General features: G+C 67.1%; 16 protein-coding genes. 6 read left to right on the top strand and 10 right to left on the bottom strand.

Annotated features, from left to right (window positions below; translation table 11 throughout):
* The first annotated feature begins 2 nt into the window (after positions 1 to 2).
* Together R2733_18320 and R2733_18325 are read left to right on the top strand one after the other, a co-directional pair.
* Complete coding sequence (locus R2733_18320; GenBank protein MEZ5378465.1) at positions 3 to 1,085, top strand: hypothetical protein; 1,083 nt, start codon at positions 3 to 5, stop codon at positions 1,083 to 1,085.
* Positions 1,086 to 2,459, top strand: coding sequence for an NAD(P)/FAD-dependent oxidoreductase (locus R2733_18325; protein MEZ5378466.1), 1,374 nt, complete (start codon positions 1,086 to 1,088; stop codon positions 2,457 to 2,459).
* Between the two features lie 58 nt (positions 2,460 to 2,517).
* Here the strand turns inward: R2733_18325 and egtD are convergent, their stop codons facing one another.
* The 9 genes from egtD to R2733_18370 all read right to left on the bottom strand — a co-directional run bounded on the left by egtD (position 2,518) and on the right by R2733_18370 (position 13,284).
* Complete coding sequence (gene egtD / locus R2733_18330; protein ID MEZ5378467.1) at positions 2,518 to 3,552, bottom strand: L-histidine N(alpha)-methyltransferase; 1,035 nt, start codon at positions 3,550 to 3,552, stop codon at positions 2,518 to 2,520.
* Positions 3,552 to 4,910 carry an ergothioneine biosynthesis protein EgtB gene (gene egtB, locus R2733_18335; protein ID MEZ5378468.1) on the bottom strand — a complete coding sequence of 453 codons (1,359 nt, stop codon included), beginning with the start codon at positions 4,908 to 4,910 and terminating at the stop codon, positions 3,552 to 3,554. The genes egtD and egtB overlap by 1 nt, the downstream gene beginning before the upstream one ends.
* A 39-nt stretch (positions 4,911 to 4,949) precedes the next feature.
* The gene (locus R2733_18340) at positions 4,950 to 6,923 is read right to left on the bottom strand and encodes a VWA domain-containing protein (protein MEZ5378469.1); all 1,974 of its coding nucleotides are present in this window, start codon (positions 6,921 to 6,923) and stop codon (positions 4,950 to 4,952) included.
* A complete protein-coding gene (locus R2733_18345) occupies positions 6,920 to 7,762 on the bottom strand; it encodes a CbbQ/NirQ/NorQ/GpvN family protein (protein MEZ5378470.1) in 843 nt (280 codons plus the stop codon). Before R2733_18345 ends, R2733_18340 begins: the two co-directional genes overlap by 4 nt.
* A 10-nt stretch (positions 7,763 to 7,772) precedes the next feature.
* Positions 7,773 to 8,993 carry a CoA transferase gene (locus R2733_18350; GenBank protein ID MEZ5378471.1) on the bottom strand — a complete coding sequence of 407 codons (1,221 nt, stop codon included), beginning with the start codon at positions 8,991 to 8,993 and terminating at the stop codon, positions 7,773 to 7,775.
* A 37-nt stretch (positions 8,994 to 9,030) separates the two neighbouring features.
* A complete protein-coding gene (locus R2733_18355; GenBank protein MEZ5378472.1) occupies positions 9,031 to 10,254 on the bottom strand; it encodes a cytochrome P450 in 1,224 nt (407 codons plus the stop codon).
* Positions 10,255 to 10,539: 285 nt separating this feature from the next.
* Entirely contained in the window at positions 10,540 to 10,902 is a 363-nt protein-coding gene (locus tag R2733_18360) for a hypothetical protein (protein ID MEZ5378473.1), read from the bottom strand.
* Positions 10,903 to 11,032: 130 nt separating this feature from the next.
* A complete protein-coding gene (locus R2733_18365) occupies positions 11,033 to 11,713 on the bottom strand; it encodes a Crp/Fnr family transcriptional regulator (protein MEZ5378474.1) in 681 nt (226 codons plus the stop codon).
* 17 nt (positions 11,714 to 11,730) lie between these two features.
* Complete coding sequence (locus R2733_18370) at positions 11,731 to 13,284, bottom strand: hypothetical protein (protein MEZ5378475.1); 1,554 nt, start codon at positions 13,282 to 13,284, stop codon at positions 11,731 to 11,733.
* A 199-nt stretch (positions 13,285 to 13,483) separates the two neighbouring features.
* Between R2733_18370 and R2733_18375 the strand changes: the two genes are divergently transcribed.
* The gene (locus R2733_18375; GenBank protein ID MEZ5378476.1) at positions 13,484 to 16,648 is read left to right on the top strand and encodes an AAA family ATPase; all 3,165 of its coding nucleotides are present in this window, start codon (positions 13,484 to 13,486) and stop codon (positions 16,646 to 16,648) included.
* Positions 16,649 to 16,664: 16 nt separating this feature from the next.
* On the opposite strand, the gene R2733_18380 is transcribed toward R2733_18375, so the two are convergent.
* Positions 16,665 to 20,255 (bottom strand): alpha/beta fold hydrolase, encoded by a 3,591-nt coding sequence (locus R2733_18380; protein ID MEZ5378477.1) that lies wholly within the window; start codon positions 20,253 to 20,255, stop codon positions 16,665 to 16,667.
* A gap of 84 nt (positions 20,256 to 20,339) precedes the next feature.
* Here R2733_18380 and R2733_18385 point away from each other — a divergent pair, with 84 nt between their 5' ends.
* From R2733_18385 to R2733_18395, 3 genes are read left to right on the top strand one after another with little or no spacing between them, the layout of a single operon-like run.
* Positions 20,340 to 22,286, top strand: coding sequence for a response regulator (locus R2733_18385; GenBank protein MEZ5378478.1), 1,947 nt, complete (start codon positions 20,340 to 20,342; stop codon positions 22,284 to 22,286).
* Positions 22,283 to 23,353: a hypothetical protein gene (locus tag R2733_18390; protein MEZ5378479.1), complete on the top strand. Its 1,071-nt coding sequence runs from the start codon at positions 22,283 to 22,285 to the stop codon at positions 23,351 to 23,353. Before R2733_18385 ends, R2733_18390 begins: the two co-directional genes overlap by 4 nt.
* Positions 23,350 to 24,813, top strand: coding sequence for a glycosyltransferase family 2 protein (locus R2733_18395; protein ID MEZ5378480.1), 1,464 nt, complete (start codon positions 23,350 to 23,352; stop codon positions 24,811 to 24,813). Before R2733_18390 ends, R2733_18395 begins: the two co-directional genes overlap by 4 nt.
* Positions 24,814 to 24,842: the final 29 nt, after the last annotated feature.

Genomic DNA, 24,842 nt, shown 5'->3' on the forward strand with positions numbered 1-24,842 from the left:
TCGTGGGGTTCCCGACCCGTCGGCCCCGCCGCGAGCTCCTCGACGAGCTTCGAGAGGTCGTGCTGAGCGACGGACCGCACCTCTCGGTCTACCTCGACCTCGTGGGGCCGACGGTGCCGGCGCGTGAGCGGTTTCTGGCGTCCGTGGATCGTGACGTGGTGCCGTCGACCGTGGTGGAGCAGGTGGCCGACCTCGTCGAGGTGGCGCAGAAGAGCGACGATGCCCTGTTCGCCTGCCTCGCTTCGTCGGCAGGTCCACTCGTTGCCACGACCTTTCCCGACCCGCCGACCCACGACGTGGTCGACGTTGCCGGGGTGCCGCGGATCGGACCGTTCCTCGAGTCGGAGCAGTCCTTGCTGCACCACGTCGTTGCGGTGCTCGATCGGTCGGGGATGACACTCATCGCGTCGCCCCGCCACGGCGAGGTAGTGCGGGAAACCCTGATTGGGCACAACCCCGACGGTGCCGCCGAGCTGATCGCTCGGGTGGCCCATCTCACCGATACCTCGCTGGTGCTGATCGTCGGCAGCCCCAGCACGCTCGACGCCATCCACCCGCTCGTCGTGAGGGACGGTCGTCTGTTCTGTCCGGTGCTCCGGATCGACATCGACGACGAGCGGCAGTCCGATGCGGAGCTGGCGGAGGAAATGGTGCGCCACGTTGCCGACCGCTCCGCCCGACGTGTCGTCGAGGCCCTGCGGCTCTACCGCTACTTCGAGAGCCACGGTGCCGGTGCCGACGGCGTCGTCGCCAGCGTGCAGGCGCTCCGCTCAGGGCGAGCGTCGATGCTGCTCGTCCACGACGATCCCGACGACGAACGCCACGGCTGGTTCGGTGCCGACCCTGCACACATCGGCTACGACCTCGCCGATGCGGCGCTGGCCACCCCCGACATCGGTGGTGAGCACCCGCACATCGAGAGCGGACGTCTCGTCGACGTCGTGCTCCGGTCGGCAATCGGCCAGGGTGTGCCGGTCATGGTCGTCCCATCGGTCCCTGATGAACGGCTGGCCGACGGCATGGGCGTCATCTTCCACGTCGATGGGTTCGCCGACGACGGCCTCGCCGAACTGGTCGAGCGATAGATGGCAGCGCCCTCATCCGGCACGGCCGGTCGGAGCGCCGATGTCGCCATCATCGGTCTGGGTTCCGCTGGGGAAGCACTCGCCGGACGACTGCGCGACGCCGGTCGCTCCGTTGTCGGCTTCGAACCCGGTCTCGTCGGAGGTGAGTGCCCATTCACCGCCTGCATGCCCAGCAAGGCGCTCCTCCACCAGGCGCACCGGCCCGGCGCACGCTCCGCTGACGCATGGCGACTGGCGATCGACCATCGAGACCGCGTCGCCAACCATCGAGACGACGCCGAGCACGCCACCGATCTCGTGGAGCGCGGACTCGTGCTGGTCCGTGAAAGGGCAGCGCTCGCCGGCCCACGCCAGGTGGTGGCCGACGGCACGATCTGGACCGTCGACCACGTGATCATCGCCACCGGCAGCGCACCATCGCTGCCACCCATCCCCGGACTCGATCAGATCGACTACTGGACCTCCGAGGATGCCCTCACGTCGTCGGAGCGGCCCGAGCGGATCGTGATCGTCGGAGCGGGACCGATCGGCTGCGAACTGGGTGATGTGTATCGGAGTTTCGGATCCCGAGTCACGCTGCTCGAGGCCGGCGATCGACTGCTCCCGGACCACGACGCCGAGGTGGCGGAGCACTACGCGAGTGCGATCGGCACGGCCGGACTCGAGTTGCGGCTGTCGGCCGATGTCGTCAGCGTTGCCCGCATCGCCGGCACGGCGAGCGCGACGATTCACCTCCGCGACGGCACCATGCTCACCGCCGATCGCGTGCTCATCGCCGCTGGTCAGTCGCCTCGGCTCGGCGATGTCGGACTGGACGCTTTGGGGCTGTCGACCGATGAGGTTCCCGAGCTCGACGAGAGCTTCGCGGTGTCTGGCCACCCGTGGCTCCGTCTCATCGGCGACCTGAACGGTCGGTCGCCGTGGACGCACGGCGCCAACGTCGAGGCGGCGATCGTCGCAGCATCGATCCTCGGTGGCCCGGCTCCGATGGCCGATCCGGTCATGCCCCACGCCGTCTTCACCGATCCCCCGGCCGCTCATGTGGGACGATCCGTCGACGCCCATGAAGCCGAAGGCCGACAGACCATTCGAGGCGTCGGACGTGTGGACGACATCGCCCGACACGCTACCGACCGACTCGATCGCGGGATGGCGGTGCTCACCATCGACGCCGAGACCGGCGTGGTCGTCGGCGGCTCGATCGTCGGCCCGCTCGCCGATGAGCTGATCGCCATCGTGACGGCTTGGGTACATCTCGAAGCCACGATCGAGCAGGCGGCGTCGCAGGTCTTCGCCTTCCCGACGATCGCACAGATCCTCGAGGTTGCGGCGGCCGACGCCCGAACGCAGTGGCGGGCGTCTCACCCGGCCTGAGTCGTCGGATCCCGAGAAGCTCCCCGATCAGCTCAGTGCGTTTGGCCGACTGCCGTCGTCAACGCCCGATCGCGACGTCCGGTCCATCGACCGAGGCGAGAATGACGGCGACGTCGCCCGGCTGGTCGGTCCACACCTGCCGCACCGTGAAGCCGGCGTCGTCGACCTCGGCCGTGATCTTGGGAATGCGGAACTTGGTGGAGACCTCCGCCCGGATCTCTTCGCCGGAGCGGATGTCGAGCTCCATCGCCGCGCCGGGGATGGTGACGTGGTGGTCGACGTTGGCCCGAAGCCGCAGATCCATTCGCTCCTGGCTCGGATCCCACAGCGCCACGTGATCAAATCCGTCCAGCTGAAAATCGGCGCCAAGACGGTGGTTGACGACCGCCAGCAGATTGCGGGTGAACTCGGCGGTCACGCCCTGGGGGTCGTCATACGCCGACACGAGACGATCGGCAGGTTTGACGAGATCGACACCCAGGAGGAGCCACCCTCCCGTCGGCAACGCCTCGGCGAGCATCTCGAGGAACGCTCGTCGTTCGTCGACGTAGAGATTGCCGATCGTCGACCCGAGAAAGGCGACCATCGGGCGGCCTTCGGTGGGCAGCTTCGACAGGTGGAGCGAGAAGTCGCCGACGATGCCGTGCAGGCACAGGCCGGGGTACTGCTCGGCCAGCGCCGATGCGGCATCGCGTAGGGTCTGCTCGCTCACATCGAACGGAACGAAGCGTTTCAGTTGTCCCGTCGAGCGGAAGGACCGGATCAACGTGTGGGTCTTGTCCGAGGTGCCGGACCCCAGCTCGATGATGGTGTCGGCGCCGGTGATGTTCGCGATGGTGGCGGACTCACGCTCGAGAATCGATCGTTCCGCCTCGGTGGGGTAGTACTCCTCGAGCCTGGTGATCTGATCGAACAGTTCGCTGCCTCGATCGTCGTACAGCCAGCGGGGTGGGAGTTGGAGCGGACGATGGCCGAGTCCCTCGCGCACATCGGCGATGAAGGCGTGCTCAGCCCAGTCGGGATCGAGATGGACATCGAAGGTCGGTGCGTCGATCGACATGGTGATGGGCGGCATGGCGGCGGTGGGTGACATCACGAAGCGGTTCCTCGGGCGAGTCGGAGGCCCGTCATGGGCCAGCGAGCGGATGGTGGGAAGAAGTTGCGGTAGGTGAGACGGGCGTGCCCCGGTGGAGTCAGTGACGAGCTTCCGCGCAGCACGACCTGACCAGACATGAACTTGGCGTTGTATTCGCCGACGGCACCGGCCGGAGCCACGAAGCCCGGGTAGGGCGAGTAGGCACTCGCAGTCCACTGCCAGCAGTGGCTAAAGGCCTGCTGTAGATCAGGCCCGCCCCCGTGCCGGGCGGCGGGCAACGGCTCGAGAACGTCGAGATCGAGCTTGGTCCGGTCGCAGCCGCTCAGACCACGAGATGCCACCGCATGCTCCCACTCGAACTCGGTTGGCAAGCGTGCTTCGGCCCAGCGAGCGAAGGCATCGGCCTCGTACAGGCTGATGTGTGAGACCGGCTCGGCGTCGTGCAGGCGACGTACGCCGCCGAGGGTATGGGCCGTCGCGGCGTCGTCGAGCCAGTAGATCGGGCGCTCCCACGCCTTCGACTGCACCGTGTGCCAGCCGTCGGAGAGCCACAGCTCGGGTCGTCGGTAACCACCGTCGGCGATGAACTTCTTCCATTCGGCGACAGAGACGAGACGGTCGGCGATGGCGAACGGTTCGAGGTACTGACGGTGTCGGGGCCCTTCGTTGTCGAACGCAAACCCGGCGCCGTCGTGACCGACCTCCACCAGACCACCGTCGAGCGCAAGCCATCGGATCGGTTCCGGCACCGATGAGTCGGGAACCTTCTGCGGCCGATAGGCCTCACCGTTCGGATGGAGTGACAGCAAGTGCTTGATGTCCATCAGCAGCAGTTCTTGATGCTGTTGCTCGTGATGGAGCCCGAGCGTCACGAGCTCCCGCAGCGTGTCGGCGGTGTCGGCGCCTTCTGCAGCGCAGCGGGGGTGATCGAGCAGTGTCGCCACCATGCGGCGGTCGACGTCGGCTCGGTAGTCGGTGACCTCGGCCGCTCCCGGGCGGGTGACCAAGCCGCGTTGGGGCCGCGGGTACTTTGGTCCGACCGCTTCGTAATAGCTGTTGAAGAGCATGCGAAACGAGGGGTCGAACGGTACGAAACCCCGCTCGTACTGCTCGAGCACGAAGGTTTCGAAGAACCAGGTGACGTGCGCCCGGTGCCACTTGGTCGGGCTGGTGTCAGGCATCGACTGTGAGGTCTGGTCTTCGGCCGAGAGTGGTGCGGCCAGTGCTTCGGTGAGCGCTCGGACTCGTTCGTAGTTGGCGATCAGGTCGTCGAAGGGGTCCACCTCGTCACGAACCGGTGACGAGGCCGGCACATTCCGCTGGCGAGTCGAGCGTTGGGGCGAGATCGTCGGCATCGGGCGTCGGTACCCCGACGCAGCGATGGGAAACCTCGGTCAGTCAGTCGTTGGCACCGGTGACGAGTGGCGAGCGGTCGGACCGGCCAGGCTGAGGTAGAGCTTGGCGAGCTCGGCCGGGAGTGACTCGACATCGTCGATCACCAGATAGCGGTGCTCGGGCGACATCACTCGGAGGTAGTCGTGACCGGCGGGATCGATCGTGACGCAGAACGTATCGACCCCAAGCTGTGCCGCCTCTTCGATCGCCTTCGCCGTGTCGTGGAGTCCATAGGTCTTGTCGCGGCGATCGGGTCCGTAGTCGATGTCCTGCGGGTACCCATCGGAGATCACGATCAGCAGCTTCGTCCTGGCTTCCTGCTTGGCGAGCTTGCTCGCGGCATGACGAATGGCCGGACCCATACGGGTGTAGCTCAGCGGTTGCATGGCGCCGATGCCGGCCCAGGTCGACCCAGCGGTCCGATCGTCGAACTCCTTGCCCACCCGGAACTCCACCTCGTGCCGGCTCTGGCCCGAGAACCCGTAGACGGCGTGGCGGTCGCCGAGCTGGCCGAGCGCGTCACACATCAGAGCGACTGCGTCCTTGGCGACGTCGATGACTCGGCGAACGGGGGTCTCGTCGTAGGCGACTGGTCGTGGCTTGAACGGGTCGTCGAAGGGATCGTCGTCGTCCTCGTCGAACAGTGGTGGCGGTACCTCCTCTGCCGGTGAGCTGGTCGAGGCGCTCAGGTCGACGAGGAACGCGGTTGCCACTTCACGGACGGCCCGGTCTCGGCGGATGTTGAGTCGGTCGTCGGCCGCTGCCCCGGAACGACGATCGACGATGGCCTCGATCACGGCGTCGAGATCGAGCTCGTCGCCGTCGTCACGGCGGTAGACCCGGACCCGTTCCTCCGGTCGAAGCATGGCGAACTGGCGACGGATCTGGCGTCCGAGGTGGGCATGGCGATCTCGGACCTCATCGATGAATCCGGAATCCTCGCCGACCAGTCGCCGCTCGATGACCCGGCACCACGAGCGTTCGTACGAGCGTTCGAGGTGGTTCCACTCGTCGTACACGAAGGTGCGGTCATCGGGGTCGACGCCGCGTCGATTGGCCCTCGGAGGTCGGCGGGGCTCCGCTGCCGTCGATCGTTCGAGGGCCTCGAGTTCGGCGGCGATGGTGATCGGGCTGCTCTGGATCGAGCCCTCGAGGTCGTCGCTGGTGCGATCGGCCTCGGCGTCGAGCGGTGGCGGACTCGTGCTGATGCCTTCGAGATCGGGAAACTCGATCTCGGCGTCGGCTTCGTCGGGATCATCGACCCTGGGAACGAAGGGCTCGCCGTCGCTCGGTCGTGTCGGAGCGCTGGGGGAGAGGAGCAACGTTGCGAGCTCCACCGCCGTCGCCGCACTGTCGTCCAGCGTTGCGGCGGGCGAGCGCAGCGGATCGATATGCGCATCGATGGTGGCGAGCAGCACCGGATCGAGAGAGGTCGTAGCAGGCGCGCCGGCGAGTGCCGTGCCGCCGAGGCAGCAGCGGCGAAGCGCGTCGGCGACGTCGTGCTCGCCCGCCGCTACCGAGTCGTTCTCGGCCTCGGCGAGAGCCAGTGCCAGGAGGTCGTCGAGGTCGTGTCGAGCGCCCGGATAGAACGCTCTGACGGCCTCGGTCACGCGGAGATGTTCGAGCAGGACGACAATGGCGGCCGCAGCCTCGGCCACATCGGAGTCGACGATGAGCGGATGCCTCGGCGCGGCATGCCGGTCGAGGTGGTCATGGTCGTTGCCGAAGGTACCGAATTCGGCGAGCGACAGCTGGTGCAGCACCTGGAGCCGGTACACACGCCGCTGCGCTTCGTCGGTGCTCCCGATGTCCATGACCGGCGCCAGTGACACCACGAGCGGGTCGGGGAGCCCGAGATCCCACGGCCAGCCCCGCCGATCGTCCTCGCGAGCTTCGATTCGCACGACCTGACCAGCGAGACTTTCGGCGAACAGACCGAGGCTGCGCTGCGCCTCGGTCAGCGCCAGGGTCACGGGAACACGACGTCGACGATGTCGGCCACCGCCCGTTGGACGTCGCGGTCGTCGCTGATGGCCTCCACGATCGCACTCTGGCACGCCCGCCGAGGTGAGATGCCGCCGGCGATGAGCGTGCCGGCGTAGACCAGCAGCCGAGTGCTGACGCCTTCCTCGATGCCACGCTCGTGCAGGTGGCGGGTCTTGTTGCCGATCCTTGCCAGGCAGCGAGCGATGTCGTCGGTCGTGCCCGATTCGGTCCGCACGATCTCGGTCTCTGCGTCGACGTCGGGATAGTCGAACTCGATGCTCACGAACCGTTGGCGGGTGGAGGGCTTGAGATCCTTGACCACCGACTGGTAGCCGGGGTTGTACGAGATGACGAGCAGGAAGTCCGGGTGTGCGTGCACCTGTTCCGAGGTCTTCTCGATGGGAAGCACCCGCCGGTGATCGGTGAGCGAGTGGATGACCACGGTGGTGTCCTTGCGGGCTTCGACCACCTCGTCGAGATAGCAGATGTCGCCCTGGCGTACGGCTCGGGTGAGAGGCCCGTCCATCCAGACCGTCTCTTCGCCCGACAGCAGGTAGCGTCCGACGAGGTCGGTGGCGGTCAAGTCTTCGTGGCAGGCGACGGTGGTGAGCCCGATCGTCGGCTGCGTTGGATCCTGGGAGAGCCGCCACGCCATGTACTCGACGAATCGGGTCTTGCCGCAGCCCGTCGGCCCCTTCAGCAGGACCGGTAGACGAGCGGCGAACGCTGCCGAGAAGATCTCGATCTCGTCGGCGACGGGACGGTAGTACGGGGCGTCAGCGGTGCCGGCATCGTTCGCCGAGGCGTCGGGTGTCAGTGGGGGCATGCAATGAACATTACGGGGCGGCTGTCCGCGCAGCCCAAGCCGCGCCGTTGCTGAGCAGCTCATCGATCTCGTCGGACCCGAAGCCGGCCTCTCGCAGGATCTGCTCGGTGTGTTCGCCGGGATCGGGAGCGCGCCGCACGTCGGCGCGCTTCAATGCCGACACCTGGACGGGGTGATTGATGAGTTTGCCAACACCGGTGGAGGGGTCGCCGTCGATCACCATCGAGTTTGCTTCGAGCTGAGGATCGCGGACGGCGTCTTCGGACCGGGGCGCCAACGCCGCAGGCACTCCGTGCTGGGCAAAGGTCGCCATCCACTCCGCAGCAGTGCGGCGCGAGAAACGTGCCGCCACCTCGGCGCTCAACGCCGAGCGATGCTCGTACTGGGCCGGCGTGGTCGAGAACCGTTCGTCGTCGAGCAGGTCGGTGGCATCGAGCGCGGCGAACAGCTGCTTGATCTCGTTGCCGGCTCGGACCATCGTGATGCCGATCCAGCGACCGTCGCGGGTTTCGTAGAGCTTGCCGAGGAAGCCTGGCTCCTGTTGGCGTTGACGGTGGGCGTCCATGTCGGCGCCGGTGAGCGCTCCCTGGGTGACCGCGGCCGACGACCACAGTCCGTTCGCGAGGAGCGAGGTCGAAACGAGCGAGCCTTCGCCCGTGCGCTCGCGATGCAGCAGCGCCATCACCAAACCGGCAAACAGCGACACGGCCGTGGGGTGGTCTCCCATCCCGGGCAGCGAGTGGGTGGGATTCGAACCGGGGCCTCGGACGAGGTCCATCAACCCGCTGCGCGTCCAGTACGACACCAGGTCGAAACCCTTGTCGTCGCGGTCAGGCCCGTGCTCGCCATTGGCGGTCAGCGAGCCGTAGATGATCGACGGCCGGCGGGCGGCGACATCGGCGTACTCGAGCCCCAGCGAGCGGCGCACCGGGAACGGCTGATTGGTGACATACACATCGGCCTGGTCGATCAGTCGCCACAGCACCTCGATGGCTTCCGGCCGCTTCAGGTCGAGCTGGATGCTGCGCTTGTTCCGTGCATCGAGATGCCACAGATAGTTGACCTCGTGATCCGGCATGGTGGTGGCAAGCCCGATGTGACGCAGCAAGTCGCCGGCACCCGGCGGTTCCACCTTGATCACATCGGCCCCGAAGTCGGCGAGCATGGTGGTCGACACCGGCCCGGCAATCACCGTGCCGACGTCGAGCACCTTCAGTCCCTCGAAGAGCAACAGTCGCTCATCCTTTCGTGTCGTGGCTCGCCCCCGATCACAGACCTCGGTCGAGACCCTGCACCGGGAAGCGGACGGGGAGATTGCGTGGTCCGCGCACCTGGCCACCGGCCCACGTGACGGCGTCGGCGTCGGCCAGTTCGAACTCGGGGATCATCGCCAGGAACTCCTCGATGGCGACGACCATCTCCATCCGAGCCAGGTTCGATCCGGCGCAACGGTGGGGCCCGGCGCCGAAGGCCACGTGCCGATTCACCTCACGATCGATGATCACCTTCTCCGGATCTTCGAACGCTTCGGGGTCGCGGTTTGCCGCAGGGAACGACAGCAGGACGCGATCGCCCTTTGCGACCGGACAGCCGTTGATCTCGGTGTCTTCCTTGGCGATGCGGGCCATGGTGACGGGGGAGTAGGCCCGCAGGAACTCCTCGACGGCGGTGGGGATCAGCTCGGGCTCGTCGACGAGTCGTTGACGATCTTCGGGGTGTGTCGCCAGGTGCCAGATGGCCGAACCGATCGAGCTCCATGTGGTGTCGATACCGGCGATGAGCATGAGGCTGATGTTCCCTCGCACGACGTGCATCGGCACCGGTTCACCATCGAGGTCGGCGTTGAGCAGGAACGAGATGAGGTCGTCGCCCGGCTCTTCCTGGCGACGTGCGATCTCCTCGAGGAAGAAGTTCTCGATGATGACGCGGTACTTCTCGCGGGTTTCCGGGTCTTGCAGGCCAAGCTCGAGTACGCCCTGGACCCAGGTGGCGAACTCGTCGCCCATCTCGGGGTCGATCCCGAGGATCTCGGCGATGACGCGAGGCGGAATCTGGCGGGCGTACTCGCCCGCGGCGTCGAAGGTGCCCTTCTCGACCACGCCGCGCAACAGTTGGCGGCACAGCTCACGAGTGGGCTCGCGGAAGCGCTCGACTGCGTGCGGGGCAAAGAAGGGCAGCATGAGTCGACGCTCGGGAGCGTGGTCGGGGGCGTCGGACGCGATGATCGAGCGAATCCGGTTGCCGTCGGCGTCGTAGCTGGTCGGTACCGGTGCCACGCTGACCGAGAATGACGAGAAGTGTTCAGCGTCGCGAGCGACGCCCGTCACCGTCTCGAAGGTGGTCGGCATGTGCGACCCACCCCAGCGTTCGCTGTGGGGAACCGGACACGTGGGCCGGAGCTCGCCCCAGATCGGATACGGGTCTTTCACGAAACCGGCGTCGAAGATGTCGAAGTCGGTCGCCCAGTCGTTGACGGGTTCGGTGGCAGTCATGTGCAGTCCCCTGGTTCAAGCAGTGATTCGGTCCCGTCGCGAACCCTAATCGGCACCGCCGTCGGCAGAAAGTCGCTATCGCCGACGACGACGTGCCCGTGTGGGGTGGCCGGCTGCCGCAACCGGTCACACGGACGCTCTGCTACCAACCAGAACGATCCTCACTGGGCACGTGCCGTCGGCGACAGCGGTGGAGTGACCCACCGGTCCGTTCCCTCGCGAGGACCGGTGGGTCACCGTCTGCGCCGCCCGTCTCCGGAGCTTCGCAAGCCCCATGGGGGGCTGTCAGCAGTGTGGACCCTGCGCGTCATCGAGATCTGTGAGCCGGATCACACTTCGGCCCGATTCGTTCGTCGTCCGGTCGGCACGTTGGACGGTCGCTTCGAACCGCGCCGCAGCATCGGGACGCAGCGTTCGGCGCTGCTCGTACAGCGAGCTCAGTTCATGGCCGGGGTCATCGAACTCCAGACGGCCATTGCGGTAGTGCGCGGCGCGCAACACACCGTCGTCGTCGGTCAGCGCTCCCTCGTTTCGGTCGCTGAGATACCCGGCGGCCTTCAGCGCCTCGCTGTAGGCCTCGGGCTCGTCGAAATCGAGAATGTGTGGCATCGGCGGCCGATTGTTCGGTCCGCCCGCGTCGTGATCCATGCGAGCTCCTGCTGGCGCGAGTCACCACACAGTGTGTGTCTCGGCGCCGATCATGTCTGTGGAGCGGTTCACACAATCCGCCCGATGGGACGGGAGAGGATGGCCCGAGATGACGGTCGCCCCGCCGCGTTCAACCGGTGGCGAGGTCGTGGAACTGGGCGGCATCGAGCACGATCACGCGCCCGCGTCCCAGCTCGATGAGTCCACGTGCGGCCAGCCGGCCAAGGTGTTTGTTGACCGATTCGCGGCTCACGCCGAGCTGCATGCCGAGCGCCGCCTGCGTGACCTGCACCTCGACGCGGCCGACACCGGCCGAGGTTGCGCTCACGAGGGAATCGAGGAGTTCGACGAGGCGGACGTCGAGGTCGGCGAAGGCTTCACGCTCGACTCGGGTCGAGAGTCGTCGCAGTGTTTGAGCCGCAAGGCGGGCAAGCGTGAGCGAGATCTCGGGGTGCTCGTGAGCGAGCTGGAGGAACCGGACTCGATCGATGGCAAGGAGCGTGGCATTGTCTCTGGCCCGGATGGACGCAGTCCGTTGCTCACCTGACACGATGGTGGCTTCGCCGATGGGTGCGCCGGGGTGCAGCGTGGTGAACAACAGCTCCTGTCCTTCGATGCTGGTGGCCTGGACATCGACCCGACCCTCGTACACCACGTAGAAGTGGTCACAGGGATCTCCTTGATGGAAGAGGAACTCCGACGCTCGGAGTTGGACCGGCCACATCGCGGCGCCGAGTGCTGACGCCGACACCGCGTCGAGTCGGAGGTCGGATCGGCAGAGGAATTCGGTGAAGAGCGGGTTGGCGGGCATCGAAGAACCTCAGAGCGTCAGCGTCGATGAGTCGTGCCCGGCACGATGCGAACGAACAGTGGATGGCCCCACGACGGCACGGTGCCCGCTGGCAGCCAAGGATCGGCGCCGGAGCGAGCAACGAAGTGCTCACGGGTTCGGCAACGGTTCGGTCGGAGCCCGGTCGGGCAGGCGGCGTCGAGCATCAGGTCCGACTGATCGCCTCGGTAGTGGAGGGTGAGCCGCGAGCCGAATGGTCCAAGATCGTCCTGCACCCAGATCCTGGCGACGGTACCCGGAGCGATGATCGAGGGTGGGTCGTGGACGAACCGGCCCTGAGCGGTCGATGCCTCGACCAGCTCGAGCCGTTCGGTCCCGTGGCGGTTGTCGATCTCGACGTAGGTCGAGAAGTCCATGGTGAACTGGTTGTCGATCGGTTCGGGGTCTGCGGTGCTCGGGCAGCAGACGAGCCGGTCGTCAAGTTCCACCACCTCCCAGATCGTCGGCGTGAGACCGTCGGGTGCAACATCGATGACGCCGTAGGTGACGGGTCGTTGGTCGAGGTCTGGCTGCGACGGGCATTCGAAACCGGTATTGAGGTAGCCGACCAGGGAGCTGGTGAGGCCGGCGACGGCGCCGTGCGTATGCCCCATCACCACCAGGTCGGCGCCCAGTGCGAACGCGTCGGCCTGCGCGTGCCAGCCGAGCAGCTCCATACCATCGGCCCACGCCGACCGAGCGGCCTCGACCTCGCCCTGCTTGGCCCGATCCGCAGGGTGTTCACGCTCGTGGTTGCGAGCCCAACGGTGCCACAGATCCCCGTAGATCGACCGGGCCTGCGTGAGCGTGGTGGAGGTCCCGTCGGGCATGGCAATCGGTGCGTCGACGTCGACATCGAGCGCTGCGGCCAGGTAGTCGAAGAGCAGCCCGACGATGCCGGCTCCGGGGGCGCCACCGATCGAGCCGACGAGGCCCCGGAGATCGAGCCCGTTCGGTGCGCCCTGACCGGGGAGATCGGCGACGGTCTGTCCGGAGGCGAGGTGTCGGCGCCAGTGTTCGGCAACGGCGCGAGTCACGAAATGGCCGGCAGGCAGGCCATTCCACGGACTCGATCGGTCGATTGCGTTGAACAAGGTGTGGTGGTGGCCGTGACTCATCACGAGTCGTCGATCGTCGCCGAGAGGATGGTGGAGGAGTTCGGGCGCAAGCTGCAGACGGTGTCCTCCGGTGCTGACCACCACGGCTGCTTCGTCGCCGGTGATCCCCATGTCGTGATTTCCGGCGACCCAGGTGACGGCGCCGTCGAGGGCGTCGAGCGCTCGGCCCAGGGCGCCGCTCGGTGCAAAGATGGCGGGGTTCGCCGCGACCACCTCGGCGAAGGTCGGCGGCCGCCGGTCGAAGGGGTAGGTCCACAGATCGACCACGTCGCCCAGTAGAACGAGCTCTGCGATCCGATCGGCATGGTCGATGACCCAATCGAGGATCGCAACGAGGCGGGTCTCGTGCACATGTGGCTGGTACCAGCAGGTGGGTTCACCCGTGCCGATGTGGAGGTCGCTCACCGCGACGATCCATGTGCTGTCCGTCGGCATCTCGGTCCCCTCCACTCTGCGGTCGCACTGGTCTTCGGTCAGCACTTGTCTCCGGTCCGCACCGTGTGTAGCCGAGGTCGGGCGAGGCCAGCGAGTCAACGATGGCGAAGCCCCCGGGTGGGCGCGCTACTCTCCGGCCCGCGTCGATGAGGACATCCAACGATGGTGAGACGGTGCCGATGAGGACGAGACCGTGCCAATGAGCGACAACCAGCCCGCTGTAGCCGAGGACGACGTGTCATCCCCTCCCGCCGATGTTGCCACGATGCTGTTCGTGGATCAGGTCGGTTCGACTCGTCTGTTGGCCGAGCTCGGCGACGAGGCAATGGTGGCGATTCGGGGTGATCTTTGGTCAATGTTCACACGGGTGGTTGCCGAGCACGGTGGACGAGTCCTCTCCGACGAGGGTGACGGCGGGTCCGCCTTGTTCGAGCTGGCGAACGACGCGGCCGCCGCAGGTCTTGCGATGCTCGCCGCGACGGCCGACCGCGACGATCTGGTGCTGCGGGCTGGCTGCAACACCGGCCCGGTGCTTCCCACCGCAACCGGGATGGTTGGGCTCGCCATCCATCTCGCAGCGCGAGTGTGCGATGCCGCGCCGGCTCGCCACCTCGCGGCGTCGGAAGCCACGGTCGAGGCTCTTCGGCAGGACAGCGCTGCCGTTCGCTACACGAACTTCGGCCGCCGCAACATGAAGGGCCTGCCGACGCCCGTTGCGCTCACGATCGTCACCGGCGTCGATGACCCGGCGCTCGATGTCGTCGGCATCGAACGAGTCGAATCCTCGCCGTTGCTCGAGGAGACGGTCGACGCCACGGCCTTCGTCGGTCGGGTCGCCGAGATCGTGCAGCTGCACCGCGCACTGTTCCCGCCACGATCGGATCAGCCGAGGCTCGTGCTGTTGGCCGGCGACGCCGGGTCGGGCAAGACCGCGCTGGCCTACCACGTCGCCCGCGAGCTCAGCGAGGACGGTGTGTTGTGCCTGATCGGCCGGAGCGACGAAGCACTCGACGATCCCTTCTTCGAGATCATCGAGATGCTGCGGCCTGTCGCTCGATCGCTGCCCGTCGACGACGTCTCGGCCCACATCGAGCGACACGGCACGATCGTGGCGCGACTGCTTCCCGAACTGCTGGATCGAGTCGAAGCCGAGCATCCTGGCGACGACGACGCTGCGCCGGATCGTCAGCATCTGTTCGACGCCATTGGTGACCTTCTCGCCGTGCTGAGCGATCGCCAGCCTCTCGTGTTGCTCTTCGAAGACCTGCACTGGGCCAGCGCGCAAACTCTCGACCTTCTCCGCTCCCTGTTGCGCTCCAGCCGGCTTTTGGGCACTTCGCTGCTGTTCACGCTGCGCCCCCAGGCCGGCGAGCTGAACTCGGCTGCCACCGAGTTCGTCCACTGGCTCGCCGCTTCGCACCACGCCGCCCGGATCGACCTCGGCCCCTTGGACCGCACTGAAGTCGCCGGTCTCTGCCAGACCTTGCTCGGTGTCATTGATCGCGACGCACTCGACGTTCTGCTTGGCTACCTGATGGATCAGACCGCGGGCAACGCGCTGTTCTGCACCGAGCTGTTGCGCTCCTTCCGGGATGGCTCGTCGGTCACGAGCGGTGCTGCGATCGACCTCGATGCGCTCTCGACGATGCCATCGACCGTGCAGGAACTTGCGCTCGCGAGGGTGCGCAAACTCGGTGCTGATGTCGCCGACGTCCTGACCGATGCCGCGGTGCTCGGCGAGTCGTTCGATCTCGCCGAGCTTCGTGCGATGTCCGGTGGTGATGCGGTCGAGGGGCTCGACCTCGCCGAACGGGTCGGGCTCGTCCGACCCGATGACACCGGCGGTCGGCGGTTCACCTTCGGTCACGCTCTGGTGCAGCAGGCGCTCTACCGGCAGTTGACCACGATCGGCCGGATGCGACGCCACCGAGCAGCCGCCGACGCCATGTCGAGCCGTCCGGGTTCGGGGAACGTGTTCGAGCGGCTCCATCACCTCCGGAGCGCGGGGTCGCTGGCCGATCCCATGGAGATCATCGAGGCGGCCGGGGCGGCAGCGTCGGAGGCCTCGGGCAAGCTCGCTCTCGCCGACGCGGTGCAGTTCCGTCAGCTGGCCGTCGACCAGTCGATCGCCGCAGGTATCGACCAGCGCGAGCTCGCCGTCGCCCTGGCGGCGCTCGGACGAGCCCAGACCGCCAACGCACTGCAGGTCGGCAAAGCCACGATGGTCGAGGCATCTGCGGCCGCCCACGCTGCCGGTGACTGGGACCTCGTTGCCGACATCGCCATCGCCTACGGCGGCGAACTGAAGGAGAACCAGGCGCCACCCGATGTGAGCGAGCCCGTCGAGCTGATCACACGAGCGCTCGACCACCACCGAGCGCCGACCGCTCGGCGAGCCCGGTTGTTGTCGGCGTTGGGTGTTTGGCAGCGACAGCATCGGCCGTACACGGAGCGATTGGCTGCGGTCGACGAGGCGCTCGACATCGCACGGGCCCTTGGTGACCAGCGCACCCTGGCCATGATCTTGTCCGAGCGCCACCGCGCCCTCCATGGGCCGAACGCTGTTGCCGAAGCGCTCGATGCCTCGTACGAGTTGGAGTCGCTCGCTGCGGAGCTGGGGTCGGACGCACTCGACTTCCAAGCCATGTATCTGCGGGTGATCGGAGCGATGGAACTCGGCGATTGGGATGTGGCGACCGCGCACGCCGACCGCCTGATCTCGGCCGGAGCAAAGCTGCAAAATGTCGAAGGTCGGCGGCTGCAGGCAATGTGGCGAAACATCGACGCACAGGTTCGTGGCGACTGGGAGGAGAGCAGGCGTCACGTCGAGGAGCTCATGGCGATCATCGCCGACTACCCGAAGGCCGATATCGAACGGCTCTTCGGGGCGACGAGCTTCGTCCCCCTGTGGTTCGAGCATGGCTCGCCGTTCCTCATCCAGATCACCGGTACCTCCGGCGGTCGAGCATCGACCCGGGCCTGGTTCGCGGCCGAGGCCGGCTCGGTCGACATTGCGCGGGCGAGTCTCGCCGAGGCACCATCGGTGGCCGATCTCGAAGCGAGCCTCGACTACATGTGGTGGCACGATGCGGTGTCACTCACTCGTGCCGCCGCAGCCCTGGGCGACTGCGAACTTGCCGCAGATCTCTACCGGATCATGCTCCCGTTCCGTTCGTCGAATGCGATGATGGGATTCGCCACGTTCCTGGGGGCCGCCGAACACCACCTGGGCACACTCGCCACCACGCTGGGGCGGGTCGATGAGGCGCGACAGCACTACGAGCGAGCTGCCGAACGCCATCGTGCGATGGGCGCCGTCGCGTTCGGCACGCTGACCGAGTCGGAGCTGGCAGCGTTGGGCTGAAGCGTTGGGCCGGGCCTCACGCGCCGTGGCGGTCGAGGTGCTCGATGATGCGGGGGAAGACGTCGCGGGCGGCGTGCTGGCCGACGATGCCATCGAGGTGGGCGTAGTCCGGCAGATACAGCAGGTCGTGGAGCTCGGCGTCGTGGTGCGAGCGCAGCCACGCCAGCGTCTTCGCCATACCGCTCGGGCGGAAGATGTGATTCTTCTCGCCCTGGATGAAGAGCACCGGAAGGTCGAGGCGTTCGACGTGGGGAAGATAGGTGTCGTTGCCGTCGGCATCGACGGCTGCTCGCTTGCGCATCATCAGCGAGAGCTGACGGAGCGGCGTGACTTCGCCGACACCGAAGGCTGCGGTGAACGACTCATGTGTGGCCGCATTGAGCTGGCTGTGGGTGTGGGTGAGTCCGAAGACGGCGTTGAGCCAGCGACACATCGGCACCTGACACGACTCGCCCCGAGGGACGGGCAGGATCCGTGCTGCGAGATCGATGGATCGGTCGGCCATGCGATGCCCGACGCTCGGTTGCAGCCTGCGAACGCCGAGCCAGGCGAGCACGTCGACGAGGTGGAGGGCGTTCTTGAAGCGGTTGAAGCGGCTCGTCTCCGGGTGGAGGGGGAATTGCGAGCAGACCGCGGTGCGGACCCCTTCGAGTCCGTCGAGTAGCGCCATCAAGATGGTGACCGAACCGACGCAGTGGCCGATGACGGCGACGTCGCCGGCGCCAGTCTGTCGCCGCACTTCGTCGACGGCGCGCTGCCAGTCGATTCGGGCGATGTCGTCGATCGTGAACTCGCGGCGACACGATGGAAGGGCGATGCTTGCCCGATAGTCGAACAGCCACACGTCGTAGCCGGCAGCGACCAGATCCTCGGCGAGTGACGTGGCGTTCGTGGTTTCGGCGAACGAGCTGGCCCGCATGCTGAACCCGGCAGCGAGGAGGACCGGCCCCTTGTCGCCGCCTCGGTGCCGGGTGAGGAGCAGCTCGCTCGTTGGATCGACACTCTGCAGGATCGATGTGCCGTGACGCTCGAGGTGATCCGCGGCGCTGAGGGCGGCCTCGTTCGATGCGTCCCGGTCGAGCGTCTCCCACCCCTGGTCGGCCACGAAGACCGTGAAGGAGGGGATCGGGAGTCGAAGTGGACGGTCGGCTGGCAGCGGTCGATGGAGATGCCGCTCGCCCTCGGCCAACACCCCGCCGTAGATCGGGAGGAAGGCGCCCTTGAACGCTCGAGCGAACCGGTAGCGGTTGCGCAGGCGCCGCGCGACGCTGCCCGGAGCGTCGATGGTGGCCAACTGCCGCAGGAGGTCCGGGACCGAGATCTCGAGAATGCCACGTCCAACGACGACGTCGTCGGCGTCGTGCCCGATGTTGTCGCCTTCGGCACCGTCGCCGCCATCGTCGTGGGCTTCATCGTCGATTCCGTCGTTCGCAGCGGTCACGGTGACGTAGAGCGTTGTCGTCTGTGACCATCCCCGCAGCAGCGAGCCCGTGGTGACCACTTTGTGACCTTCGAAGCGGTAGCGGCGATCGTCGACGGTCGTCAGCGTCATCCGGTACGACATGTTCCACATCTCGGCGTGGTCGCGATTGCGAGCGAGGAGTCGGAACTCGCCATCGCTCACCATCATGGGCTCCGGCGAGAGCCGAGGTGCCTCGACCGTTCCGGACAGCTTTGACACGAGACCGGGATCGGCCTCGAGCGCGGCGAGGTCGTCGATCGTGATAGTGACGACGAACGACATCGGTGATGCGTCGGCTTCACCTCGACCGACGCCATCCTCGTAGGTCTCGGCATCGACGCCGAACCAGCCGGCCATGCGTTCGGTGAAGCGCACGGTGTTGGATCGATGGCCGCGATCCAACGAAGCGGGTCCCGCAGGCAAAGCGATCAGCGCCTGCGGAATCGGATCGGTGGCGGGTCGGAGATCGAGCGGCCATCCTCGCTCGGCCGCGATCAGTTCGACGGCTCGTTCGGCGAGTGCTGCGATGGTCAGCGACGGATTGGTGTCGAGCGGGCGGGAGACGATCGAACCGTCGAGGACGTGGAGCCCACGGTGTGTGCGGGTGCCAGATGACCCGATGAAGGCCTCGCCTCGATGGTCGACCACGCCGAGTTCCGCCGAGTCGGCCATCACGCAACCGCCGAGAGGATGCACGGTGACGAGCTGGTGCCCCATTGCCTTTGTGTAGAGCATCTCGGGCGAGTAGCTGGCGCCGATCGATGCCGACGCCGCCGCGAGCACGTCGTTGTTCCGGCGGATGTGGACGCCGGTCGGACCGGTCGGCCAATCGACGGTGACCCGATCGTTCTGGAGCACGAGGCGTCCGCCGGTGTCGTCGTTGCTCATCACCAGATAGGTGAGCGTGTTGCGAGCAGCGCCGGCCCACGAACGGAACAGCATACGGAGACGGCGACGCAGGGAGACCTCGCCGGCGGTGACCGCGGTGTAGAGCAGCGTGAGCGGGAGGATCGCCCGGAGGATGCCGGGGATCGCACCCTCCTCGATCACGAGGGCATCGTCGGCGAGCCGGGCATCAGGCCGATCGGCGAACATCGGTGAGTTCATGCCCCGGTCGTTCACCGGAACGACGCCCGTGATGGTCGGCCCGACCGGACGACCCTTGCGCCGGCCGGCCCACCCGATGGCGTTCAGATCTCGATCACTGTCATAGCCGAACCCCAGCACATCGCCATTGCCGTTGAAGTTCGACCCGAGACGATCGGAGAGGTGGAGCCCTCGCTCGGCGGAGCGAAGCATGATCTCGGTCGACCCCATCGTGCCGGCGGCAACCACCACCAGGTCGGCGAGGACGAACTGGCGTGGAGCGCCGAATCGGCGACGGTCGGTCCGGACCTCGGTGAACACGACCCGCCAACCGTCGTCGCCGGCGTCCTCGATCCAGTCGACGCACCGCTCGGTGAAGATCTGGCCGCCGTGGTGCACGGCGTCGGGCAGGTAGTTCATCAGCACCGTGTTCTTCGCCCCGACATTGCAGCCGGCGATGCAGTTGCCACAGTTGTTGCAGGCGGGCTGGGTGACACCTGCTCGATTGGTGGTGGGGGAGAAGGTGACATTGATCGGCGCACGTTCCAGCGGAGCGGCAAGGTGTCCGGCGACGACTCGCAGCGCATCGAGCTTGGCGAGCTCGGGCGATGTCGTCGGATAGGGGTTGGATCCCAACCACTGCTCGGCCCGCTCGAAGTACGGCGCTAGTCCGGCGCCGCCTGCGCTGCGGATCGGGTCGGGCCACCGGTCGTCGGCGAAGACGGCATCGATCGGGCGGAGCGCAACGCTGGCATTGATCAGCGACGTGCCACCGAGACCGCACCCGACGAGCACGTTGACTTCGTCGTCGAACCGCATGTCGTAGAGCGCCAATCGCGATCCGACGCGTCGCCGGACCGACGAGATCTGGGTGTCGCGAGCGGCCGACCACAGGTGCTCGGGATAGCTGCCCGGCCAACGTTCGGCTCCTCGTTCGAGCACGCAGACCCGTCGCCCGGCCCGAGCGAAGCGTGACGCCGCAATGGCGCCCCCGTAGCCAGAGCCGATCACGACCACGTCGTATCGGCTCGCCATCGACCCTCCATCGGCACCGAGCACGCCTCGAACCTAGTCGATCCGTCGCTTCACATCCTGAAGCATGGCGAGGCTCACACCTGCACAAACATCGCCGAAGCTTGCGGCGTGGACATCGACTTTCTCGCGAGCGATTTCGAGGCCGACCTCGACGGCGATGAGACCGGCGCGCCCGTCGAGACGATGTCCGAGGCCCTCAGCGGCGTGTGGGATCGGATCCACCGGCGCATCGAGGAGCACCTGCGGCCGGCCGAACTGGCGACGATGCGACTGGTGGAGGGTCCGCTCGAACAGGGTGAGGTGAACGCCGCCCTCGCCTCGCTGCTCGACCTGGCGACCTGGCTCGGCGAGCTGGGCATGATCTCGGCCGCTCGCCTCACCCGTCACCTGTTCGAACGCCTCAGTACGCCCGATCATCTTCGCTACGCCGACCCGGCAGCCGCCATCACGGCAGCTGGTCTGCTCGAGGATCTGCGGTCGTCGGTGTCGACAACGGCCGGTGGCGGCCGCTCCGGTGCCCTTGGCGACAACCTCTTGGTGATCGGTGACCCGGGTCAGGCAGCTGACAGTCTCGTATGGTTCGCCGTCACGAGCGGTTTCACGGTCAATCACTCGACCCGCCTGCGGTCATGGCCCCGAGTGGCCGACGCCATCGTGGTCGTCGGCGACGAGCTTCGTTCGAGCGCAGCAACGATCATGGCCAGCCGCCTTGCCGCCGAGCGCTACCCCGGCGTCCCCATCGTCGTCGGGGCACCCGACGACCCGCTCGACCGCATCGAGCTGGCTCGCTACGCCACCAGCCTGCTGCCGCTCAACGCTCGTCCGATCGAGATCGTCGAAGAGGTCCGGCGGCAGATCCACGTCCGCAGGCGAACCGAACGCGTGGTCGTCCATGGTGAGGGCAGCGAGGAACTGATCGCGGTGCTCGGCGCCCGTGGCCTGCAGGCGTGGGACGCCGACGATCTCCCGGAGCTGTTGTCGGGCCTCGAGGCCGGACGAGCCTCTGGCGTCATCCTGATGCCGTCGAGCGACAATGCGCGGCTGGTCAGCGTGATCCGGGCGCAGGTGTCGACCCGTCGCTGCATCATCGCCGAGGTGATCACACCCGACGGGTCGATGACGCCGCGGGTCGGGGTCGACATGACGGTGCCGGATCGCTCGCCGGGCGATGCGCTGGCACGCTCGCTTCCGCCACTCTTTCGCTTGCGGGCCGACGTCGATGCCGACCTCGCCGCCTCCAGCCGCACGGGTGGCGTCCCGTGGGCATCGGCCACGTTCCTCGCCGAACGCCTGTTGCTCGGCGTCCATCGTTCGGACTCGGTGGCGTCGCTGTGCGTCGTCCAGTTCGACGAATCCGACTCGGTCGCGCAGGTCGATGCGGTGCAGGAACAGCTGCTGCGCGAGTTCCGAACCGACGACATCGTGACCCGCAGCGGCGATCGAGAGACCATCCTCGTCCTGGGCGGCGTCGACCACGAGGTCTCGAGCGCTCGACTCGAGGCCATGGCGTCGCGCCTCGTGTCGGTGGGCATCCGGGTCGGGGTTGCAGAGTTTCCCTACGACGCACAGAGCGTGTCGGACCTGGTGGACGTGGCTCGCGGGTTGGTCGAGCGAAGCCGGACCCAGGGTGGCCCGCGCGTGGTCACTGCCGACTGGCGACCCGGGGGACTGGTGGCCCACGACGTCCTGGTCGCCGACAGCGATCCGGCGATCGCCCGAGTCATCAGCGAGGCCCTCGAACGAACCGGCCTCTCGGTCGACCACGTGACCGATGGTCAGGTGCTGCTCGACCGGCTCCAGGATCCGCTCGTGCGGTTGCCGAAGGTCGTCCTCCTCGAGTTCGACCTGCTCGCCATCGATGGTCTCACCATTCTCCGGCGTCTCCAGAAACAGGCGGCGCTACGGCGATTCGATGTCGTGATGTTGTCTGCTCGGACGAGGGAGAACGACATTCGTGAGGCGTACGACCTCGGAGCGGTCGACGTGATCCAGAAGCCGTTCTCACCGGGCATCCTCGTGCGCCGGTTGTTGCGGATCATGGACGCCGACGGATGACCGTCTTCGTCGCCATTCAGGTGCTGGTGTTCGCCACCGCGCTGTCGTTCTGCGTCCTCGGTGCCGTCGTCAACCGACTGCGCAATCGCCGTGACGAGCAGCGGGCGATCGCTCACCACTGGGCAGCGACCGTTGTGCTCGACGCCGGCCCCGACCTCGAGGCTGCGGGCCGGGCGTTGGCCGATCTGCCGATCTCGGTGCTCGCCGAGGTGCTACAGCACCTGTCGGCCGACACGACCGGCGAGGCTCGCCGCCGACTCCAGGTCGTCGCTCATCATGCCGGTCTCACTCATCGCATCGAACGATTGGTCCATCGCCACTCCTGGAACCGGCGAGTGCAGGGGGCACACCTGATGATGTTGCTCCCCGATGACGGCATCGAGCGCTCGATGTTGCTCGACGACCCGCACCCGTTCGTTCGCGCACGGGCGATCGAGAGTCTCCCCCCGTCCGCGGTCGAGGAGTTCGCCGAGACCTTGCTCGACTCGCTCGGGCACGCCAGTCCCGCCGTTCGCTCTGCAGCGCAGCACGCCCTTGCTCGTGGCGGATCAAGCTGTGTTCCACACATCGTCGAGTACATGATCCGAGTGCACGAGGGACGACTCACGGCCGAGGCGTCGGCGCTGGTGGTCGAGGTGGCGGCCGAGTTGCCCGACCCACGGCTGGTCGAGCCGATCCTGTCGTTCGAAGACCATGAAGACGCTCGCATCCGGCGGCTCGTCGCCGGCTGTCTCGGCAACGGTGTCTTCCAGGATCCCGGATCGAGTCTCGCTGCACTGCTCGCCGACGAGGTGCCCGATGTGCGGGCCGAGGCGGCGCGTTCGGCGGGAGCCGGCGGGCTCGTGGAGCTGGCCCCATCGCTGGGGCGTCTCCTCGCCGACTCCACGTGGCAGGTTCGCCGCGAGGCCGGGACGGCGCTGGCCAACTTGGGCGCCATGGGCCGGGTCGTGCTGCGCTGCCACCTGCACGACGAGGACCTGTTCGCTCGTGACATGGCGATGCACATTCTCGGGCAGATGAGCGGCCTGACGGCCGCCTCGTCGACCAGTCGTTGGGTGGCGGCGTGACGGGGTCGGTCACCGCTGCGTGGCTCTCCGACGGGCCGACCTTGTTCAATGCCGTTGCGCTGGTCCTGGCCGGCGTGGTCGTACTGACCGCACTGCTGCAGGTCGTGCTGATGGTGGCGGCGGTTGTCGACCTGCGCCAGTCGCACAAGCGATCACGGCATCGTCTCTGGCGCGCCGTGATGAACTCGTCGCTCGCCCCGAAGGTGACCGTCCTCGTCCCCGCCTACAACGAGGCCGTCACGATTCGTGACTCCCTGGCCGGCATCCTGGCGCTCACGTACCAGAACCTCGAGGTCGTCGTGGTCAACGACGGGTCGAGCGACGAGACCGAAGCGGTGCTCGTGAACGAGTTCGACCTCGTCGAAGTGCACAACGTCTATCAAGCGCTGCTCGGTACGCAGAAGATCGTGCGTCTCTACCGTTCCCGCGTCGATCCCCGTCTCGTGGTGGCACACAAGGAGAACGGCGGCAAGGCGGACGCACTGAACGCCTGTGTGAACCTCGCCAGCGGTTCGCTGGTGTGTGCGATCGATGCCGACACCATCATCACGCCCGACTCGCTGCAGAAGTTGGTCACGTCGTTCGTCGACGATCCGGGCGTCGTCGCCGCAGGTGGATCGGTCCGATTGACCAATGGTGGCCTTGTGCGTGGTCCCCGTGGCCTTCGGCCGTTGTTCCCTCGCCAGATCTGGGCGGCGTGTCAGGTGGTGGAGTACACCCGGGCGTTCCTCATCGGTCGGCTCGGCTGGAACCAGCTCGGCGGCAATCTGATCGTGAGTGGCGCGTTCGGTGTGTTCCGTCGCCAGGCGGTCGTTGATGTCGGCGGGTATCGGCCGGGCAGCATGGGTGAGGACATGGAGCTGATCGTGCGGCTGCGCCGGTACGGGTATGAGACGGGGACGCCGGCGCGGGTCACCTTCGACGCCGAGCCGGTGGCCTGGACCGAGGGGCCCGAGGGGTTGCCCGAGCTGCGCCGCCAGCGCAACCGTTGGTACCGGGGCCTGCTCGAGGTGCTCAGCCTCCACCGCAAGATGATCCTCCGTCCGAAGTACGGGACGGCAGGGATGTTGTCGCTGCCGTATTTCGTGATCGTCGAGGCGCTGGCGCCGCTGGTCGAGGCGATCGGCATCCTCCTGCTCATCGCCGGCCTGGCGCTCGGCCAGGTCAGCCTCGGGCACCTGCTCTTCGTCGGCTCGGCCTACGCCCTCGGCCTTCTCGTGTCGATGATGGTGCTGCTCCTCGACGACGCAGCGTTCGGCATGTTGACCGATGCCCGAATGCGGGTTCGCATGGTGTTGATCGTGGCGGTCGAGCACCTGATCTTCCGCCCGCTCACGATCTTCTGGCGGCTCGAGGGCCTGGTGTTCTACGCCCAGGGCAAGGGCGACTGGGGTGTGCAGGTCCGCCGGGGGTTCGGCACCAATTCGCTGCCAACCTCGCCACTGCCCAAGGCACGGTAGGGCTGCCGAAGGCTCGGTAGCACTGCCGA

It is taken from the genome of Acidimicrobiales bacterium, assembly GCA_041394265.1.
GTDB lineage: Bacteria > Actinomycetota > Acidimicrobiia > Acidimicrobiales > SZUA-35 > JBBQUN01.